This window comes from Synechocystis sp. PCC 7339, assembly GCF_019924095.1.
Classification (GTDB): Bacteria; Cyanobacteriota; Cyanobacteriia; order Cyanobacteriales; family Microcystaceae; genus Synechocystis.
On record NZ_CP063659.1, the window covers coordinates 1,942,054 to 1,962,254 of the forward strand.

At 49.8% G+C, this 20,201-nt stretch carries 13 protein-coding genes and 2 pseudogenes; 9 read left to right on the plus strand and 6 right to left on the minus strand.

What is annotated here, in order from left to right:
* Positions 1-55: 55 nt before the first annotated feature.
* From IQE94_RS09205 to gltB, 3 genes are all read right to left on the minus strand, one after another.
* Positions 56-292 (minus strand): DUF2283 domain-containing protein, encoded by a 237-nt coding sequence (locus IQE94_RS09205; protein WP_212717685.1) that lies wholly within the window; start codon positions 290-292, stop codon positions 56-58.
* Positions 279-560 carry a hypothetical protein gene (locus IQE94_RS09210; RefSeq protein WP_212717687.1) on the minus strand — a complete coding sequence of 94 codons (282 nt, stop codon included), beginning with the start codon at positions 558-560 and terminating at the stop codon, positions 279-281. The genes IQE94_RS09205 and IQE94_RS09210 overlap by 14 nt, the downstream gene beginning before the upstream one ends.
* A gap of 63 nt (positions 561-623) precedes the next feature.
* Positions 624-5,276: a glutamate synthase large subunit gene (gene gltB / locus IQE94_RS09215; protein ID WP_223341789.1), complete on the minus strand. Its 4,653-nt coding sequence runs from the start codon at positions 5,274-5,276 to the stop codon at positions 624-626.
* 226 nt (positions 5,277-5,502) lie between these two features.
* On the opposite strand from gltB, the gene IQE94_RS09220 reads away from it, so the two are divergent.
* From IQE94_RS09220 to IQE94_RS09225, 3 genes and pseudogenes are all read left to right on the plus strand, one after another.
* Complete coding sequence (locus tag IQE94_RS09220) at positions 5,503-6,162, plus strand: Uma2 family endonuclease (RefSeq protein WP_212717691.1); 660 nt, start codon at positions 5,503-5,505, stop codon at positions 6,160-6,162.
* Between the two features lie 138 nt (positions 6,163-6,300).
* Positions 6,301-6,480, plus strand: coding sequence for a 4-Cys prefix domain-containing protein (locus IQE94_RS18870; protein ID WP_370630466.1), 180 nt, complete (start codon positions 6,301-6,303; stop codon positions 6,478-6,480).
* A pseudogene (locus tag IQE94_RS09225) lies at positions 6,470-8,113 on the plus strand (SUMF1/EgtB/PvdO family nonheme iron enzyme). The gene IQE94_RS18870 and the pseudogene IQE94_RS09225 overlap by 11 nt, the downstream one beginning before the upstream one ends.
* Before the next feature lie 77 nt (positions 8,114-8,190).
* Here IQE94_RS09225 and IQE94_RS09230 read toward each other — a convergent pair.
* Positions 8,191-8,748 (minus strand): Uma2 family endonuclease, encoded by a 558-nt coding sequence (locus IQE94_RS09230; protein ID WP_212717696.1) that lies wholly within the window; start codon positions 8,746-8,748, stop codon positions 8,191-8,193.
* 137 nt (positions 8,749-8,885) lie between these two features.
* On the opposite strand from IQE94_RS09230, the gene IQE94_RS09235 reads away from it, so the two are divergent.
* Positions 8,886-10,124 carry a PQQ-dependent sugar dehydrogenase gene (locus tag IQE94_RS09235; protein WP_212717698.1) on the plus strand — a complete coding sequence of 413 codons (1,239 nt, stop codon included), beginning with the start codon at positions 8,886-8,888 and terminating at the stop codon, positions 10,122-10,124.
* 234 nt (positions 10,125-10,358) lie between these two features.
* Here the strand turns inward: IQE94_RS09235 and IQE94_RS09240 are convergent.
* Positions 10,359-11,807 (minus strand): annotated as a pseudogene (locus IQE94_RS09240) (cobyrinate a,c-diamide synthase).
* Positions 11,804-12,913, minus strand: coding sequence for a nicotinate mononucleotide-dependent phosphoribosyltransferase CobT (cobT, locus tag IQE94_RS09245; protein ID WP_212717702.1), 1,110 nt, complete (start codon positions 12,911-12,913; stop codon positions 11,804-11,806). Before cobT ends, IQE94_RS09240 begins: the two are co-directional and overlap by 4 nt.
* Before the next feature lie 123 nt (positions 12,914-13,036).
* On the opposite strand from cobT, the gene IQE94_RS09250 reads away from it, so the two are divergent.
* From IQE94_RS09250 to IQE94_RS09270, 5 genes are all read left to right on the plus strand, one after another.
* A complete protein-coding gene (locus tag IQE94_RS09250) occupies positions 13,037-14,947 on the plus strand; it encodes a long-chain fatty acid--CoA ligase (protein ID WP_223341790.1) in 1,911 nt (636 codons plus the stop codon).
* Between the two features lie 142 nt (positions 14,948-15,089).
* The gene (locus IQE94_RS09255) at positions 15,090-16,256 is read left to right on the plus strand and encodes a response regulator (protein ID WP_223341791.1); all 1,167 of its coding nucleotides are present in this window, start codon (positions 15,090-15,092) and stop codon (positions 16,254-16,256) included.
* A 208-nt stretch (positions 16,257-16,464) separates the two neighbouring features.
* Positions 16,465-16,830, plus strand: coding sequence for a response regulator transcription factor (locus IQE94_RS09260; RefSeq protein ID WP_190596709.1), 366 nt, complete (start codon positions 16,465-16,467; stop codon positions 16,828-16,830).
* Positions 16,831-16,889: 59 nt separating this feature from the next.
* On the plus strand, positions 16,890-17,441 hold the full coding sequence (locus tag IQE94_RS09265; RefSeq protein ID WP_212717708.1) for a chemotaxis protein CheW: 552 nt from the start codon (positions 16,890-16,892) through the stop codon (positions 17,439-17,441).
* 70 nt (positions 17,442-17,511) lie between these two features.
* Positions 17,512-20,127 carry a methyl-accepting chemotaxis protein gene (locus tag IQE94_RS09270; protein WP_223341792.1) on the plus strand — a complete coding sequence of 872 codons (2,616 nt, stop codon included), beginning with the start codon at positions 17,512-17,514 and terminating at the stop codon, positions 20,125-20,127.
* Positions 20,128-20,201 lie beyond the last annotated feature (74 nt).

Here is a 20,201-nt window from a genome sequence, read left to right on the forward strand (position 1 = left end):
AAACTTTGAACTCATTCAATATGCCTCCGTTTCCAAGGAAATCTTGGTGACTAAATTAGGATTTTGTCAGATTGAGCAATTTACCCTGTACCGACTCTAAAATTGAATTTCGCAAAAACGAACTGGCATTGATAATTTCAACCCCAATTAATTCCCCCTTCTCGTTCAATTCTGCGGTGACGTCAGGGCTAATTTCCACGCTATCTGCTTCCGGTTCATCAGTAATCACTAAATGTAGAACATCCTCCTGTTCAAAATAGCGAATTTTGGGATATGTCTCAGAAAAAGCCATAAGGGGTGTACCTCCCTATTCTTAAGCGAAATTTTATCTGCTGACGAGTTGTCGCATGAATAGTTATCGGCGTCACAACATCTCCAGAGGATTCGTAAGGAATTACAACCAACTGAGTTTGATGTCTCCCAACAACAATATGGCGTCCCGTTTCATTGTCATAGTAACGCTCATCAGCATATTTAAGGATTTCTTCAAGGTGCGATAACTCAAATCCCCGCTGTTCGGAACGATATTTGAGATAATCAGACCAAACAATGGTTGGCATACAAGACAGAGTCTAGCTATTGACAGAGGGACAGTTAAGCAGATTCCTATCCCTCAGATTAACCTAACTGCCGCCAATGCGAGCCACGTCCTTGGCATTTTGCTCAAACGCTGCATTGAGGGCATCATCACCGCTCAAACCGGCTTCCAGAGCATTTTTAATGGCTTGGAGAACCCGTTTGTAATCCCGGGGCATCACCTTAATAAATTTGGAAATACTAGTTTCCCAATCTGCTAAAACAGCTTTACCTTTGGCGCTATCGGTGTAGTTAACATGGTTTTGGATTAACTCCTGGAGATCCTTGATTTCTTCGGGATCTTCTAACGTTTCTAAAGCAACCATGGCTTGGTTACAACGGGTGGCAAAATCAACCGTTTCATCAAGAATGTAGGCCACGCCGCCACTCATGCCCGCCGCAAAGTTTCGTCCTGTTTGACCAAGAACCACCACCTTACCGCCGGTCATATACTCACAACCGTGATCGCCCACCGCTTCCACGACGGTACTCACACCGGAATTGCGGACACAGAATCGTTCCCCCACCATACCGGAAATATAGACTTCCCCTGCGGTGGCTCCGTAGAGACAGACGTTACCGGCAATGATATTTTCCGAAGCGACAAAACTTGAACCCTTGGGGGGATAAACAATAATTTTGCCGCCGCTTAGGCCTTTGCCTAGGTAATCGTTGGCATCCCCTTCCAGTTCCAAAGTCATCCCTTTGGGGACAAAAGCACCAAAACTTTGGCCGGCACTGCCTTGGAAATGAAGATGAACAGTATCTTCCGGTAGCCCTTCCCAATGGCGTTTGGTGATTTCGTTACCCACAATGGTGCCTACCACCCGGTTAATGTTGGTAATGGGTAAAGTAGCTTTGACTTTTTCCCCGTTGGCGATCGCCGGTTGGCAAAGATCCAGCAATTGGGTGACATCGAGGGAGTGTTGCAGGCCATGATCCTGGGGAATTTGGCAATAACGACCCACTTCCGGGGCAACGTCAGGCTTATGGAGCAGAGGGGAAAGGTCGATCCCTTTAGCCTTCCAATGGTCCACCGCTTTTTTGGGTTCCAAAATTTCCGTGTGGCCCACCATTTCGTTGATGGTACGGAAACCGAGTTGGGCCATAATCTCCCGTAGTTCCGTAGCAATGAAAGTCATAAAGTTCACCGCATGGGCCGGATCGCCGGTGAATTTAGCCCGCAGTTCTGGGTTTTGGGTGGCAATGCCCACGGGGCAGGTATTGAGGTGACAGGCCCGCATCATAATGCACCCCAGGGATACCAACGGCGCAGTGGAAAAACCAAACTCTTCTGCCCCCAGCAAAGCGGCGATCGCCACGTCCCGGCCAGTTTTCATTTGCCCATCGGTTTCCACCACAATGCGGGAGCGGAGATTATTTAACACCAAGGTTTGATGGGTTTCCGCTAGCCCCAATTCCCAGGGCAGACCTGCGTGTTTAATGGAAGTTTGGGGGGAGGCTCCTGTACCACCGTCATAACCGGAAACAAGGACTACATCGGCATGGGCTTTGGCTACCCCAGCGGCGATCGTTCCCACCCCCACTTCGGAAACGAGTTTGACGTTAATGCGAGCTTCCCGGTTAGCGTTTTTGAGGTCGTGGATTAACTCCGCCAAATCCTCAATGGAGTAAATGTCGTGGTGGGGCGGGGGAGAAATTAAACCCACACCGGGGGTAGAGTGGCGCACTTTGGCAATCCAGGGATAAACCTTTTTGCCGGGCAATTGACCCCCTTCGCCGGGTTTGGCACCCTGGGCCATTTTGATCTGAATTTCCTTGGCTTGGGAGAGGTATAAACTGGTCACCCCAAATCGTCCCGATGCCACCTGTTTAATGGCACTGTTTTTGGAATCGCCTTGGTCATTGGTCCAGGTAAACCGTTCCGGATCTTCTCCTCCTTCCCCGGTGTTGGACTTACCGCCAATGCGGTTCATGGCGATCGCCAGGGACTCGTGGGCTTCTTTGGAGATAGACCCATAGCTCATGGCCCCGGTTTTAAAGCGTTTCATAATCGCCTCCACGGGTTCCACTTCCTCTAGGGGAATGGGTTGTCGGTCTTGGAAATCCAGCAAGCCCCGCAGGGTAAAGAACTTCTGATTTTGTTCATTAACCAGAGCGGCGTACTGTTTATACAGTTCATAATTCCCTTCCCGCACCGCCCGCTGGAGCAAATGAATGGTTTGGGGACTGAATAAATGTTCTTCCCCATCCTTACGCCACTGGTATTCACCCCCCACATCAAGGGTATGGCGATCGCCGGGGCGGGGGGCAAAGGCGTGTTGATGGCGCAGAATAGCTTCCCGGGCAATTATCCCTAGGTCGGAACCCTGGATACGGGAAGAGGTGCGGCAGAAATATTCATCAATGACGGCTTGATTTAAACCCACTGCCTCAAAAATTTGTGCCCCCCGATAACTTTGAATGGTGGAAATACCAATTTTGGAAGCAACTTTAATAACCCCTTTAGTGGCGGCTTTGATGTAGTTTTTACAGGCATTTTTATGATCCACATTCACCAGTAAACCTTCAGCGATCATGCCGCCTAAAGTTTCAAAGGCTAGATAAGGATTAATGGCTCCACAACCGTAGCCCAATAAGACTGCAAAATGATGCACTTCCCTGGGTTCGCCGGATTCCAACACTAGCCCCACTTTGGTGCGGGAACCGTTACGGATTAAATGGTGATGCAAACCCGATACTGCCAACAATGCGGGGATAGCGGCTTTTTCCACCGAAACATCCCAGTCACTGAGAATGATTAAATTAGTTCCTTTTGCAATAGCTTGATCCGCCTCAGCAAAAAAATCATCTAAGGCAGTTTTTAAGCCCTTTTCTCCTTGGTTAGGATCAAACAAGATCGGTAAAGTAACGGATTTAAACTCATCATTATCCAGCGCTTTCAATTTGGCTAAATCTTCATTGGTCAGAATTGGCGTTTTTAGTTCAATTAAGCGACAACTTTCTGGCCTGGGATCGAGTAAATTGCCTTCGCCGCCAATGGTGGTTTCTGCAGAGGTAATAATTTCTTCCCGGATGGAATCAATGGGGGGGTTAGTAACCTGGGCAAATAGCTGTTGGAAGTAGTTATAAAGTAACTTCGGCTTATCCGACAGCACCGCTAACGGAGTGTCTGCCCCCATGGAACCGATCGCCTCCACCCCATCCCGGCCCATGGGAGCTAACAGAATCCGCAGTTCTTCAAAGGTGTACCCAAAGGCCATTTGGCGCTGGCGTAAACTTTTCCCATCGGTGCCGGGGACATTCCCGGGGGGGGGCAACTGATCCAAGGATTTTAGGTTAGCCGCTAACCATTCACCGTAGGGATATTGACTGACAATTTCCTGCTTAATTTCCTCATCGGCGATGATGCGTCCTTGTTCCATATCCACCAAGAACATCCGCCCCGGTTGTAGCCGTCCTTTTTTGGCCACCCGCTCCGGCTCAATGGGCAAAACCCCCGCTTCGGAAGCCATAATCACCAGATCATCCTTGGTGACGTAGTAGCGGGAAGGCCGCAGACCATTACGGTCCAACACTGCCCCCATCATCTTGCCGTTGGTGAAGGCGATGGAAGCCGGCCCGTCCCAAGGCTCCATTAAACAGGAATGGTATTTATAAAACGCTTTTTTTTCAGGCCCCATAGACTCGTGGGCACTCCACGGCTCTGGAATCATCATCATCACCGCATGGGGTAGGGAGCGACCGGCCAGATAAAGCAGTTCTAAAGCATTATCAAAAATGGTGGAGTCACTACCGTCAATGTTAATCACCGGCTGGACTTTGGCCATATCTTCCCCGAATAGGGACGATTCAAACAGAGCTTGCCTGGCCTGCATCCAGTTGACGTTGCCTCGCATAGTGTTGATTTCGCCGTTATGGGCAATGTAACGGTAGGGGTGGGAACGCTCCCAACTGGGAAAAGTGTTAGTACTAAACCGGGAATGGACGAGGGCCAGGGCACTTTCCATATCCGGGTCATGGAGTTCGGGGTAATACTGTCCCACTTGGGCGGTGGTCAACATGCCTTTATAAACCAAAGTTCGGGCCGATAAACTAGCCACATACCAATGGTTATCAATCTTTTGTGATCGGATGGCCCCGTGGGTCAACTTACGAATGACGTATAATTTACGCTCAAAATCCAAGTCATCGGTCAAGCCTTCCGGGCGGCCAATGTAAACCTGTTGCATAAAGGGTTCACTGCCCTTGGCGGTGTCCCCCAGGGGCCCGTTATGGGTGGGAATGTCTCGCCAGCCTAAAACCTGCAAACCCTCTTGAGTGACAATGTCATTGAATTTTTGCCGAGCTTCGGCCCTGGCCAACGGATCGGGGGAGCCGTAAATATTGCCCACTGCATACTGCCCTGGAGCGGGAATAGTAATCCCCTCAGCCCCAGCTACTTTTTGGATAAACTTATGGGGAACTTGGATTAAAATACCGGCCCCATCCCCCGTGTTTGGCTCACAGCCACAGGCTCCCCGGTGCTCCAAATTAACCAACATTTGTAGGCCCTGCTCCACAATGTCGTGGGAAACTTTGCCCTTCATCTGCACAATAAAACCCACCCCACAGGCATCATGTTCATTTTGTGGATCGTAAAGACCTTGGACTTGGGGGGCGAGGTGAGAACTGTTCATAGGACTGGTAACCGTACAAAAGTTTGGGATGAGGGGGCGAAGACCTCTATGGCAGGGCATTCCCCGGTTTTTGAATTGTAGCGGTCATTATGGAGAGGAGGGAGGTTTCCTTAATGAATCTATTAAGTTTTGCTGAAATTTCAGATTGTTACCGGGGAAAAGGTAACAAATTTAACTATTTTGTTCTGTTGTAGTTTGTTCCAGAGTTGAAGAACGCTCCCTAGATGATGATCAAAAATCATCAGTTAAACTAAAGGTCAGTCCCGAGCTGCTGGAGACCACCGCTATGACCGCCGCCTTAGATCGGCAAATTGTTTATCCCGATAGTGATGGGCAACCCATAGCTAGCAACACCAAGCAGTTTAGTTGGATTGTCCTATTAAAAGAAAATCTGGAATGTCTTTTTGCGGATAATCCCGATGTTTTTGTGGCCGGGGATCTGCTCTGGTATCCCGTGGAGGGTAAGCCAGAAATCCGGGTTGCCCCCGATGTTTTGGTGGCTTTAGGCCGACCCAAGGGCGATCGGGGTTCCTACCGTCAATGGCAGGAAGACAATCAACCGCCCCAGGTAGTATTTGAGGTGCTGTCCCCCGGCAATCGTCTCAAGGAGATGAATAAAAAGAGGGATTTTTATGATTTTTACGGTGTGGAAGAATATTATGTCTACGACCCCAATAACAATGAACTAGTGGGTTTGCAGCGGTGGCAGGGTAAGTTAACGGTTATTGATGAAGTGGAGCATTGGACAAGTCCCCTTTTGGGTATCCACTTTGAACTTACCCCGGATGATCTAAAAATTTTCTACCCCGATCGCCGTCCCTTCTTGAGTACTGTGGCTCTGGCGGCATTGGCGGAAGAGGCTGAAAAACGGGCCGAATTAGCTGAGGCGGAAAATACTCGCTTGAAGGAGTTGCTGCGGCAAGCGGGAATTATCGATGAGGGTTAGGCATTAGGTAAAAATCAAAATCTTTATCCCTTCCCCCATTTTGGTTCACAGGCACAGACTCCCCAGTACTCCAAATTAATCCTATCGATGTTTGAAGTAGTAAACTTATGTCTAAAAGTATAGATAATTTGTAACTTCATGAGTCTTTGCATTAATCCCTATTGTGAAAAAGCAAAAAAGCAGGAAGATCAAGGTCTGAGTTTGTTTTGTACAAGCTGTGGCTCAAACTTGCTAATCAATGACCTCTACCGCGTGATGGAACATCTGGGCAGTGGAGGCTTTGGGACAACTTATCTTGTGGATGACTGTGGCACGTAATAAGGTTCTAAAAATTCTCCACAATGACGACCCAAAGGCAATTGCCTTATTTGACCAAGAAGCCTTAGTCTTACAAAACTTAGACAATCCAGGCATTCCCAAGGTAGAACCTGGGGGAAGATTTGATTATTTCCCACGGGGAAATCAGAAACCATTGCGCTGTTTGGTGATGGAATATATCGAAGGAGAAACAATTGAAGGCTATTTGGCAAAAAATAATTATCGACCGATTTCTGAACGGGCAGCCGTGCGTTGGTTACAACAATTGATGGAAATTTTGCTGTTAATTCACAGTGCGAACTATTTTCACCGGGATATTAAACCAGCCAATGTGATGTTAAGAGCATCTGGTCAAATTGCTTTAATTGACTTTGGTACTGCCAGAGAAGAAACCGAAACTTATTTTAAAAAACTGCAAGGAAGTGGCGGTACTATTGCCATCGTATCCAAAGGCTATACCCCTGATGAACAAGCTAATGGCAAAGCTGAATACCGCTCGGATTTTTTTGCCTTGGGGAGAACTTTTGTGTTTTTACTAACAGGAAAAACTCCAGACCAGTTTCAAGACAGTTTAAAGAAAGGATTAATTTGGCAACAAGAAGCTCAAGGTTATCGGCAAGAATTACGAGATTTAATTGATGAATTAATGCGACCTGATATCAACGAACGTCCAATTAATGCCCAGGTAGTATTGGATAGGTTAAAGCCTTTGGCTGCTTTTTATAAGACTCAGGCAACAATTAAAGTTCTACCGCCACAAACTACTACACCAACATTAACACAAACGACAGGTTCAGGAATTTCGACAACAAGGCGCAATGTTATTTTAGGTAGTTTAGGACTTGTTGGTCTCTCAGGTCTAGCAATTGTTTCTCAAAAAAAGCTTGATATTTTTTCTGCAAATGTCAAAAACTTTACTGAAATATTACCCGGTGATGTTCCGTTGGAAATGATAGGCATACCTGCGGGAGAATTTATTATGGGATCGCCTGATTCTGATCCCGATGCCGATTCTAATGAAAAACCCGCTCACTTAGTCACATTAAAATCTTTTGCTATTGGCAAATATCCCATTACACGCCAACAGTGGTTAGCCATAACAGGATTAAATCTACGAAAAGATTTGTCCTATTTTTTTGATTTTCCTAATCATCCGATGGAGTGGATTGATTTTAGCAATGCCCAAAATTTCTGTCAAAAACTAGGAGCTTTAACAGGAAAATATTATGGTCTGCCAAGTGAATCCCAGTAGGAATATGCTTGCCGTGCTGGAACGGAATCTCGCTTTTACTGGGGAGATAACCCAGAGGAAATTATTAGTCACGCTTGGTTCGTAGATAATTCCGATGGGAGGTCCAATGAAGTTGGCCAAAAAATTCCTAATGCTTGGGGACTTTACGATATGGCAGGTAATGTTTGGGAGTGGTGTTCCGACGGGTGGCATGACGATTATAGAGGAGCACCAATAGACGGAAGTTCATGGGACGATAATTTAGAAAATAGTAAATATTTCCCTTGTCGAGGTGGATCGTGGGATAACCGTCCGTTAGATTGTCGTTCTAGCCGCCGCATAGCCCTTGATAAAGAGTTTGCGAGTTCAAACGTCGGGTTACGAGTCGTTTATGCTGTTTAATTATTTTTAGTAATTTCAATAGGAGTAAGGCTTTGAGATTTTTCTTTATAAATTGACTGGACAAAATTGTCTGTTTCTCACACAAAAATATCTGCAACCTGTAGGCTCCAATTTGGAAAAAGGGACGAAGTTAATTGGTCTTCAGAAAATAGAGTTAAAACCAGTTCCAAGCGGGCTGACGATCGCCGATAAATTTCCACTTTTTGTTGCTGCCAATCCACAATCCAATATTCTTCAACCCCCACCCTTGAGTAGAGTTTCAACTTCACCTGGCGATCCCTAGCAATATCCTGGTTCTTTTGGGAAAGCACTTCCACGATCAGTTCCGGGGCAGTGATGAGATGGCCAGCTTCATCCACATAAGAGCTAAGTTTTTCCTGGCTAATCCAAACCAAATCGGGAATGACATTATCGTCGCTAGCAAAAATTAACCCCGGCGTTTGCAAAACTTCCCCCGTTCGACCATGAGCATCTTTGGAGGGTAAAGCCTGGCACAGCCTAGTGAGAACTTTTTGGTGTTTCCAGTGGGGCGCTCGGGTCACGTAAAGATTTCCATCAATAATTTCATGGCGATCGCCATTGTCGGGAAAAAATTCCAGGTCTGCGATTGTCCAACGGGGCTTGGCGGCAGTCATCGAGTTTTCACCTCGGTGGGCTTTGACTTTAGCTCCATTCTAATCACGCTGCCCAAGATTAACTGGCCACTAACCGGTCTTAGTTCCTAGGCAAATTGTTTAAGGTGGAGTAAAAAGGAACGCGATTAATCGGCCTTATGTTTATTCCATTTCTGTTCAAGCTTACCCTCCCCCTGGCCAGTGGCATTGCCCTCTCAAGCTGTGGAGTATTTTCCCAAGCTGATCTTGTAAACACTGAAGCAGGTCAAACTTCCTCCAGGCCGACTAATTCGATGGAGGTGGCCCAAACTCCCCCAAAAGAAATTAAAGCTGTGCCGATAATCAGCGGTTTGGAACATCCCTGGGGTATGGCTTGGTTACCCAATGGCGACATTTTAATCACCGAAAGGCCGGGACGACTCCGCATTATCCGTAATGGTGTCTTAGATCCAGAGGCGATCGGCGGGGTAGAAGAAGTTGCCACCGTCTCTGCCCAACAACTATTTGCTTCCCAACAGGGAGGTTTACTGGACATTGCCCTGCACCCCCGTTTTGCAGAAAATCGCTTCGTCTATTTCACCTACTCCCACGGTACTCAGCAGGCCAATCGCACCAGGGTAGCCAGGGCGGTTTTTGACGGAGAAAAACTGACGGATTGGCAAATCATTTTTGAAGTAGGACAAACCAAATCCGGCGGCCAGCATTTTGGCTCCCGGTTAACTTGGTTGCCGGACGAAACCCTACTAGTTTCCATTGGTGATGGTGGCAATCCCCCTGTGCAACTGGAGGGAGACTTTATCCGCCAACAGGCCCAAAACCTGGCTAGTCACCTCGGCAAGGTAATTCGCATCAATGATGATGGCACCATACCCGCCGATAATCCCTTTGGAGATAATCCCGAAGCGGCCCCGGAAATTTGGAGTTATGGCCATCGCAATATCCAAGGCATGGCCTATGATCCCATTACCCAACAGGTCTGGGCTACGGAGCATGGTTCTAGGGGCGGGGATGAACTGAATTTAATTCAAAAGGGAGAAAATTACGGTTGGCCAGTGGTGTCCTTCAGCAAGGAATACAGTACGGGTCAGCCCGTTGCCCCCGTCACATCTCGCCCTGATATGGTAGATCCCCTCCAGGTTTGGACTCCGGCCATTGCCCCTTCCGGTTTAGCCATTTATCGTGGCGATCGCCATCCCGAGTGGCAGGGCACCATTTTTGCTGGCGGTTTAGTGGACAGGGGCGTTCGCCATTTACGGGTTGGGGAAAATAACGAAATTATTAGCGAAACCACCATTACCATCGGCGACAGGGTGAGGGATATTCGCCAAGGCCCCGATGGCCATGTTTATGTTTTAACCGATAACAATAACGGGCAGTTGCTACGATTGGAATCGTGAATCGACCGACCAAAGCCCCCCACAATAATCTAATTTCCCACCAAAAAACCATCCGCTCCCCCAAAGGCTGGATTGCAGCGATTCGGGAGAGCGGTCTAGGGGGTCAGTTCGGTCGAAACCTGACTGCCGGAAGGAACTTTAAATGTAGCTAATTCGGGTTGTGGGGAATAGTTACTCTAAAGAACGGCCCCGGCACACAGCCGGCTAACTTCAACCAAACGACCCATGCACATACTACTTTCTACCATGGGCATCACCTCCTGTATTCCTTAATGGTACTGACTTAAAGGGTGGACTCCTCCCAAGTTAGCTCAACTTTTTTTGAAAGGCAAGGCAAGTAGCTAAAAATTTTTCCACCGGGGAAATTTGACTGCCCCAATGGAGGTGGAGATAGGAAGCCTGAACAGGGCCCAAACACCAGCCATCCATTGTCCCCTGGTCAATGGCCAGGAGCCCCCGCTGGCGGTATAGAGCTTGGTCAGGGAGTTCCGTCATCTGGGAACGGTGAAATTCATGGCCTCGCAGGGGGGCTGTTGGCCACAACCAACTGTGGGAATTGACCACCTGGGCTTGGCGGTATCCGAGACTGAGTTTGCCCCCCATGGTGACAGCGGTGGGGAGAATGCCTAACATGGGAAAAGTTTGCCTGGTAAAGTCCGTAATGGCTTGGCTGAGATACATCAAACCGCCGCATTCCCCATACACCGGTAGTCCTTGGTTAATTAGTTGCTTGAACTGATTTTTTAACGACTGATTATGGCTGAGAGTTTCTGCAAACAGTTCGGGAAAACCACCCCCCAGGTAGACCCCATCGATCGCCGGAGGAAGTTGGGGATCTTCTAGGGGGCTAAAGGGAATCAGTTCAAAGCCGCAGTGGCTCAGTAAATCCAAGTTATCGGCGTAGTAAAAGTTAAACGCTTGATCCTGGGCGATCGCCAAGTGGACTTGGGGTAGTCGGGCGGGAATGTTAAATAAACTAGGGGGGGCAGATAAATTGCTGGATGTTGCCAGTAGCGGCAGCAGTTTGGGCCAGTCCAATTGCTGGGCGGCCAAATGGGTTAACTGGTCAAAATATTGCTGAATTTGCGGCAATTCGCCACAGGGCACCAACCCCAAATGGCGATCGGGCAAAGTTAAATCCTGCTGACGGAAAAATACCCCCAGAATAGGGATATCCAACGGTGCCAACGCAATTTTGAGTAATTCTAAATGGCGATCGCCTCCCACCCGATTCAAAATTACTCCGGCTAAGGTAATCTCCGGTTGCCAATGGCGATAACCCTGGACAATGGCGGCGATGGAGCCGGATAAACGTTGACAATCCACCACAAAAATTACGGGCAACTCCAGCAACCTGGCAATGTGGGCAGTGGAAGCATAGTCCCCCATGCCTTGGTAGGGTACGCCGTCAAATAGCCCCATTACCCCTTCAATCAAACTGTAGGGAGTGCTTTGGCTGTGGTAGCGGAAGCAATCTTTGACATAACTTTCAGAAGTTAAAAAAGGATCTAAGTTACGGCAGGGTCGCCCGGTAATTTGGCTGTGGAACATGGGGTCAATGTAGTCCGGCCCCACTTTGAAGGACTGCACCGTTAGTTTTTGTTGGGCTAAGTAGGCCAACATCGCTAAGGTAATGGTGGTTTTACCTGCGCCGCTTCTTTCCCCCGCAATAATCACTGTCATTGTTGGGCGCTCCCCAGGGCTTGCCCCAGTTCCCGGGCAATTAAATTCTCAATGAGCCCTAGCAACTTTTCCTGATCCCAATTTTTATAAAGCTGGGCGGCGATCGCCATGGCTCCGGCCCCCACCCCTTCTTTAACAAAACCCTGTTCATAGACCCGCAGTTGAGGATAGATGGAGGGTGCAAAACTGAGTTGGGGAGCTAACAAAACCACCGGAGAAAGCAAATTGGCCAGACCCACCGTATCACCACTGGCATCTTCACAGACCCATTTGGTTGTGCTCACCACCAGGCGGGAAAAATCCACCCTTAGATTTCTTTGCTGAGCTAGGGCTTGGATCAGGGCATATACCGCCAACATCTGGGTTCCCCCGGCCAACATCACCCCCGTACTATGGCTAGCGGCGATCGCCATCCCCGCCACCACGATTTGCATCGGATCCCCAACGGCGGCCACCACAGCTATCGGCTCTTGAGCCGGAGCACAATGGTTCAACCCCTGGCGTACCAGAGCCAATTTTTGTTGATGGTTGCAATGGGGGTGACTGCTGTTGACTTTGCCTCCAGCGGCGATGCCTAGCCCCAACAGTACTCCTAGGGCCGTGGTAGTGCCCCCCACCACACATTCGCTCAAAACTAGATAGCCATCGGCGTGGGCCCGGGCTAACTTTTCCCCCCACTGCAAACCCTGCTGAAAAAGATGCTCCACCATTGCCAACGGTAACGCTTGCCCTGTGGAAAGACAGCGAGCCGGTTGCCCCCCCAGATCGATAGCAGATACGGACGGGGGAATAGGTAAACCGGAGTTAAACAAGTACACCGGTGTGCCGAGGGCATCCACCAACGCTTTGGTAATAAACACAGGGGAAACCCCAGAAATGAGGGGAGGTAAGGGATAGGTTGCCCCTGCCGTAGTGCCCTTAATTAAAAATTCCGCATCGGCGATCGCCGTAAACTTCCGATCAGCGGGGGTTTTGCCGGCGGCGGAAATGCCCGGAATTAACCCAGTTTCGGTAAAGCCCAACACACAGACAAATGCCGGTGGACAATGACCATGGCGTTCTATCCAGGATAAAGCTTGGTCAGACTGGGTATAAACTGTCAACATATTGCTGTAAAAGTGGGCCCAATGCGGAAAATCAAGGTCAAATACATTGAATAGATTTAAATTGTCCTTCTTTAGCCTCTCTAGCCTTAAAAATAAAGATTTCTCCCTTGTTTCTATCTGATCATGGTTGCGCCAATTAACTACGACTCCATCCACTGCCTGGCGGACATCTGGGCCATCACCGGGGAAAATTTTGCCGACATTGTGGCCCTTAATGATCGCCACAGTGATTCCCCCGTCGCCCTGACCTACGCCCAATTGCGGGACAAAATCCAGACCTTTGCCGCTGGCTTACAGGATTTAGGGGTTACTCCCCATCAACACCTAGCTATCTTCGCCGACAATAGCCCCCGGTGGTTTATCGCCGACCAAGGCAGTATGTTGGCCGGAGCCGTCAACGCCGTCCGTTCCGCCCAAGCCGATCGCCAGGAATTGCTCTACATTCTGGCAGATAGCAACAGCCGCACCCTGATCGTGGAAAATCGGCAAACTCTGACCAAACTAGCCCTGGACAGCGAAAAGGTTGACCTTGACTTGATTATCCTACTCTCCGACGAAGCGGTGGACCAGGACAGCGCCATTCCTCAATATAACTTTGCCCAGGTCATGGCCCAAGGAGAGGGAAAAATCCCTACCCCAGTTCCCCGCCAAGAAGAGGATTTAGCCACCCTGATCTACACTTCCGGCACCACAGGACAACCCAAAGGGGTCATGCTCAGCCACGGCAATTTATTACACCAAGTACGGGAATTGGATTCGGTGATTATTCCTCGAGCCGGCGACCAAGTGTTGAGTATTTTGCCCTGTTGGCATTCCCTAGAAAGAAGCGCCGAATATTTTCTTCTCTCCCGGGGCTGTACGTTGAACTACACCAGCATTCGCCATTTCAAAAATGATGTGAAGCAGATTAAACCCCATCACATTGTCGGAGTGCCCCGGCTCTGGGAATCCCTCTACGAAGGGGTGCAAAAAAACTTCCGGGAAAAGTCCCCTGGGCAACAAAAGCTAATTAATTTCTTTTTCGGCATTTCCCACCAGTATATTCTGGCCAAACGCATTGCCAATAACCTGAGCTTGAACCATCTCCACGCTTCGGCGATCGCCCGATGGGTAGCTCGTTGCCAAGTCTTGGTGCTCAGTCCTTTGCACTACCTGGGGGACAAAATTGTTTACCACAAAGTCCGGCAGGCCGCCGGGGGCAGACTGGAAACCCTCATTTCTGGAGGGGGAGCCCTGGCTAGACATTTGGACGATTTTTATGAAATCACCGGTATTCCCGTCCTGGTGGGCTATGGTCTGACGGAAACGGCCCCCGTTACCAATGCCAGGGTACACAAACACAATCTGCGTTACTCCTCCGGCCGCCCTGTGCCTTTAACGGAAATCCGCATTGTTGATCCGGAAACTAAACGGGACCTCCCCCCCGAAACCCAGGGACTAGTTTTGATCCGGGGCCCCCAAGTGATGCAGGGCTATTACAACAAACCGGAGGCCACTGCCAAAGTGTTAGACCCAGAGGGCTGGTTCAACAGCGGGGATTTGGGCTGGGTAACGCCCCAAAACGATTTGATTCTCACCGGTCGGGCCAAGGACACCATTGTGCTCAGTAACGGGGAAAACATTGAACCCCAACCCATTGAGGATGCTTGTTTACGCAGTGCCTACATCGACCAAATTATGTTGGTGGGACAGGATCAAAAATTCCTAGGGGCTTTAATTGTGCCCAACTTTGATGCGTTGCAAAAGTGGGCTGAGTCCAAAAATTTACAAATCACTCTGCCGGAACCATCGGCTAGCAATGAAGCCATACAAGCCAGCGGTTTGTATGACCCCCAGGTGGTGGGATTAATACGGTCGGAACTGCAACGGGAAGTTCGCGATCGCCCTGGGTATCGAGCCGATGACCAAATTAAGGATTTTCGTTTCGTCCCGGCACCATTTTCCTTGGAAAACGGCATGATGACCCAAACCTTGAAGCTCAAACGAGCGGTGGTAACCCAAACCTATCAACATTTAATTGACGAAATGTTTTAACACCGACATTGGGCTCCGGCCTCAGGTCAAATTCCAGGGCCCCTTAGAGGCGTTGCAGAAAGGGGGAAAACTCCAGCCTTGGTTGGTGAGTAAGCTTGCGGCAAGTTCGATAAGATATACACATCAATCTTGTGAAAACGCCATGCAGGGAACCCTGAACGAAATTGATCTCCGGAGTATCCTGCGGCTCATTGCATTGGGCCAGCGGACGGGAGAACTTTTCGTTGAGGTTTATCCCCATCAGGGTCGTGGTCGGATTTTGCCCGACAAAGTAGGCTACTGGTTTCTCTTCTTTGTGGACGGCAAGTTGGTCTATGCCGCCGACCAAGACTGTGGCAAGTTGCTCCGCCTCCAAGACTATCTCCGCCACCATGACATTGCCATTCCCCTGGGGGAAATGGAACTGGAAAGTCTAGCCCTGAACCACATTCCTGAATACGCCTGTTTATGGCAATTACTTTCCAAAAATATTCTCACTCCCCCCCAAGCCCACCGCATTGTTTTGGGCATGGTGCAGGAGGTGTTGTTTGATGTGCTGAGTTTACGCCAGGGAAATTTTGTCTTCGCCTTAGGTTCTGCCCTAGAGCCGGCCCTCACTTCCTTTCCCGTCACTCCCCTATTGGCCCAGGCAGGGCAACAAATCCAAGCTTGGAAGCAGTTATATTTACGCATCCAGTCCCCCGACCAACCAATGGCGATCGCCAAGGATCCGGCCCTGGCCAACAAAATACCGGCCAAATTTGCCCAGCATTTCCGCAGTTGGACCGATGAGGCCATCCCCCTACGGCAGATCTCCCGCTACCTACAAAAAAATCTGCCCGCCATTGCCCATGGCCTCTACCCCTACATCGAATCAGGGGCGATCGAAATATTTCCAGCCCACGAATCCCACGGTGGGGCGGATCCAGCCTGGGAAACCTTGACAGACCATACCATCCATAAAGTTGTCTGCCTTGACGACGACTATGCCATCGGTAAACAAATTGAACTTTTTTTGACCAGTCAAAACCCCAACTGTGAAGTGGTGGTGCTCCAGGATCCCCTGCAGGCCATGACCACCCTCTTGACTTTGCAACCTGACTTGATCCTCTGCGACATCACCATGCCCCACCTAGATGGCTATGAAATCTGTCGCATGATCCGCCATTCCCAGCACCTACGGGCCATTCCGATCATTATGCTCACCGGCAAGGAAGCCTACCTCGACCGACTCTTAGCCCGGATGGCAGGGGCCACGGACTATTTGACTAAGCCCTTCACCCAACAAGAACTAATTTCATTAGTTGAATCCTACTGTAAAAAATCATGATCCGTTGACCATTGTCCCCAGCCCCTATTCCCATCCCCCGTTACACCAATGACAATTTTGCGGTAAATTGTCAGCACCAATGGGCTCCCCAGCAAAAAATAATACTGACTGAATTGTTAAGGGAGCGACTATGATGGAAAATAAACCAGGCAGGATTCGCCAATTTGCTTCGGATCCAGGTTTGCAATGCCAAGCAGAAAGGACTTTTATGAACGCAGTTTTGCTGGTTGAAGACAGCTCTAGTCAGCGCGAGATGATATCTGGCATCCTCAAAGACCATGGCTGGCAGGTCACCATCGCCTGTGATGGGGTAGAGGCCTTGGAAAAATTGCAGAGTTTTAGTCCGGACCTGGTGGTGCTGGATATTGTTATGCCCCGCATGAACGGCTATGAGGTTTGTCGGCGCATCAAATCCGATCCGAAAACAAAAAATGTGCCGGTGATTATGTGTTCCTCTAAGGGGGAGGAATTTGATCGTTTTTGGGGCATGCGTCAGGGGGCCGACGCCTATATCGCCAAACCCTTTCAGCCGATGGAATTGGTGGGTACCATTAAACAACTCCTGCGCAATTAATTGTGGGGATTTTATGAGACTTGGGTTATGGTTGTTCAGGGTCTTAGGTAGGGAAATCTATGGTTAGTTCTAATCCCGCTGATATTTTCATTGATGGTAAGCAGGAATTGGATCCGGCGTTTCAGGAACTGCAAGCCCTGGAAGGGGAGCTTCATCTCAGGTTTTATTTGCCTTCCCGGGAAGAATTTGCCCTGCCAGCGGTTTCTATTCGGGAAGTAATGCAACAAGAACCAGACCGCATTACCCCTATCCCCAACGCTTCGCCCCTATTGTTAGGAACTATTAACCTCCGAGGTCAGGTCATTTGGGTAGCAGACCTGGGTCGTTTTCTGGGGAATAATACCAATCTCAACACTGACCGGGCGGAAATTCCCGTCATTGCGGTGGAAGATCAAGAAACACTTTTGGGTTTGGCGATCGACTCCCTCGGTAATATGGAATGGTTGGATACGGACAATCTTCAGCCGGCTAACGCTGTGCCGGATCACATTGCCCCCTACGTCCAGGGAGAGTGGCAGATTCCCACTGACGGTGCGCCGTCCTCTCCCCCTCAAATTTTGCGCCTTCTAGACCATGTGGCGCTACTCCGATCCGCCCGCTGGGCAACTTGATATATCCGGCTGAGGCAATTGATTTTATTCACCTTAGCCTACCTAAAATCCGACTGAGGAAACCGGCAAAATGGCAACAGAAACCAATTTTTCGCAGCTTTATGGGTTGGCCTACGCCGCCTATGGACAGGGGAATTATCAAGAAGCTTCTTCCCACATTGAACAATTGGCCGCTGATTTTCCTGAAGATCCCAATGTGCTATTGCTCCGGGGACACATCTATGTCGGCCTGGAACAATACGCCCTAGCCCACCAAGCTTATCAGGGGGTAATCCGGCTTTCCGATCGCCAAGATTTAATCGACTGTGCTCACCAGGCCCTGGGGCAAATCCAAGAGGAGGGAACGGGGGGCAACGGAGCGAAAGACTCCTTTGGCCAGGATTGGCAAAGTGAGGTTGATTCTGTTGACCGTTCCATGGCCTGGGAAACGGGAATATTTACGGAGGATGATTTTGGTGAGCCCACCTTGGGTAGCGTACCTACCCCCACCAATCCGGGCATGGATCATCCCTTTGGCCGTAACTCTGGATCCGGTTCCTTTAGCACCAGTGGGGCCAGGAGTTACGAAATTGAAAATCTAGATTGGAGTCCAGAAGCTTTTACCGATGATCTGGACTCGGACGATGAACAGACCATGATGCCCCAAACCGGTGAATCTACCTTTGTGGTACCTCCGGCTTTCGGTGAAGGGATAGCGGACTTTGCTGATTTGGCGGCGGATGTCTCAGCGGCGGGTATTGGCGGGACAGAGGGCACCGAACATCCCCAATATCAAGCTTGGGATGGGGGCGACTGGAGTGAAGCCCTAGGTTTAGACGATCCGGAAGCCCTATCTGCCGCTCCTACCCCCACTTCTGGCAATTACGGCGGTGGCAACAACTTGCCGAGTTTTGATGCGTTTGAGGAAGGGGTTGACGATGAGTTGTCCGATTTTAACTTGACAGACATTGCCCCGGAGTTGCCCGATTCTTCCCTCTTTACCCAAACCACCGGTCTGGATATGGGCACTGTGGACCAGGTCGATGACACCCAAGGCGGTGATGCGGTGGCCCATGGAGGTAATGCCCCACCACCGGGTATGGCTACTTGGCTAAAACCAGAGGGTGCCGCCACCGGGGATTTATCCAGCGCCACTAGTCCCTTTAATGACCGCCCCACCAGTGAAGTAGATGCGGGTTTTCTCGGTTGGTTCACCAATGCTTCCCTGTTTAAAAAGCAAATTTACATGGCGATCTCCTCCGGTGTATTTTCCGGGTTCGCTGTGTTGGTATTAGGAAGCATAGTGGGCCTGGGGGGAACTCCCCAAGACGTACCTGCTCCTTCAGGGGAAACCACCACCGAAGCTCCGGCAGAAGGTGCCCCCGCAGAGGGTCAGGCCCCTTCCCAGACCCCAGAGGAAGAACCGGGCAAACCATCCCTCCTCAACCTCGCCCTCCTCACAGCCATAGCCACGGCGATTGGGGTCTTTTTGATCAATCGACTCCTGATGCAACAGATTAAAAGTATTATCGACGACCTACAAAATCAGTTTGAATCCATCTACGAAGGCAATTTCAATGTCCGGGCCAAGGTGCGATCAGAGGACGAATTGGGGGCTTTGACCCAGCGGTTTAACTATATTTCCCAGGTTATTCTCACTGCCACCAGTGAAGCCCAGGAACGGGCTGCCACCACCGAAAAAGTGCGGGAGAAGTTGCAACGCCAAGTAATTCGGCTTCTGGACGATGTGGAGGGGGCTTCCCGGGGAGATTTGACCGTACAAGCGGAAGTAACCGCGGATGAGTTGGGGGCGGTGGCCGATGCCTTTAACCTGACTATCCAAAATTTGCGGGAAATTGTCTTGCAGGTAAAAAATGCTGCCAAGCAGGTGAACAATAACTGTAAAGACAGTGAGTCCTTTGCTCGCAATAACTCCAGCGATGCCCTACGGATGGCGGAGGAATTGGCTGTCACCCTTAACTCCGTTCAGTTAATGACGGAATCCATTGAACGGGTGGCAGAAAACGCCCGGGAAGCGGAGGAAGTGGCCCATACTTCATCTTTGACGGCCCTCAAAGGTGGGGAAGCAGTGGAAAGAACGGTGGGGGGCATCCTACAAATTCGGGAAACGGTATCGGAAACCGCCCGCAAGGTAAAACGGCTAGCGGAAGCATCCCAGGAAATTTCCAAAATTGTGGCAGTTATTTCCCAAATTGCCTCCCGGACTAACCTGCTAGCTTTGAACGCTTCCATTCAGGCGGCCCGGGCAGGGGAAGCAGGGCGGGGCTTTGCTATCGTTGCAGACGAGGTGCGGCAGTTGGCAGATCGTTCTGCTAAGTCGTTGAAGGAAATTGAGCAGATCGTTTTGCAGATCCAGAGTGAAACCGGCTCCGTAATGACTGCCATGGAAGAGGGTATACAACAAGTAATCGACGTGACTGACAAATCGGAACAGTCTAAACGAGCCCTGGAGGATATTATTGAGGTGTCTAACCGGATTAACACTTTAGTGCGTTCCATTACCGCCGACACCGTCAAACAACAGGAGAATTCCGGGGCAGTGTCCAACGTCATGCAGTCCATTGAGCTGACCGCCCAAGAAACGTCCCAGGAATCCCAACGGGTGGCAGGATCTTTGCAAACCCTGGTCTCCATTTCCCGAGATCTGTTAACCTCTGTGGAACGGTTCCGGGTGGAAAGTCGATGAGGTAAGGGCGATATATTTCTTCCCTAGCCCAGCTATTGGAATAACGGTGTGGGACCCAGACGCCCCAGTCAATA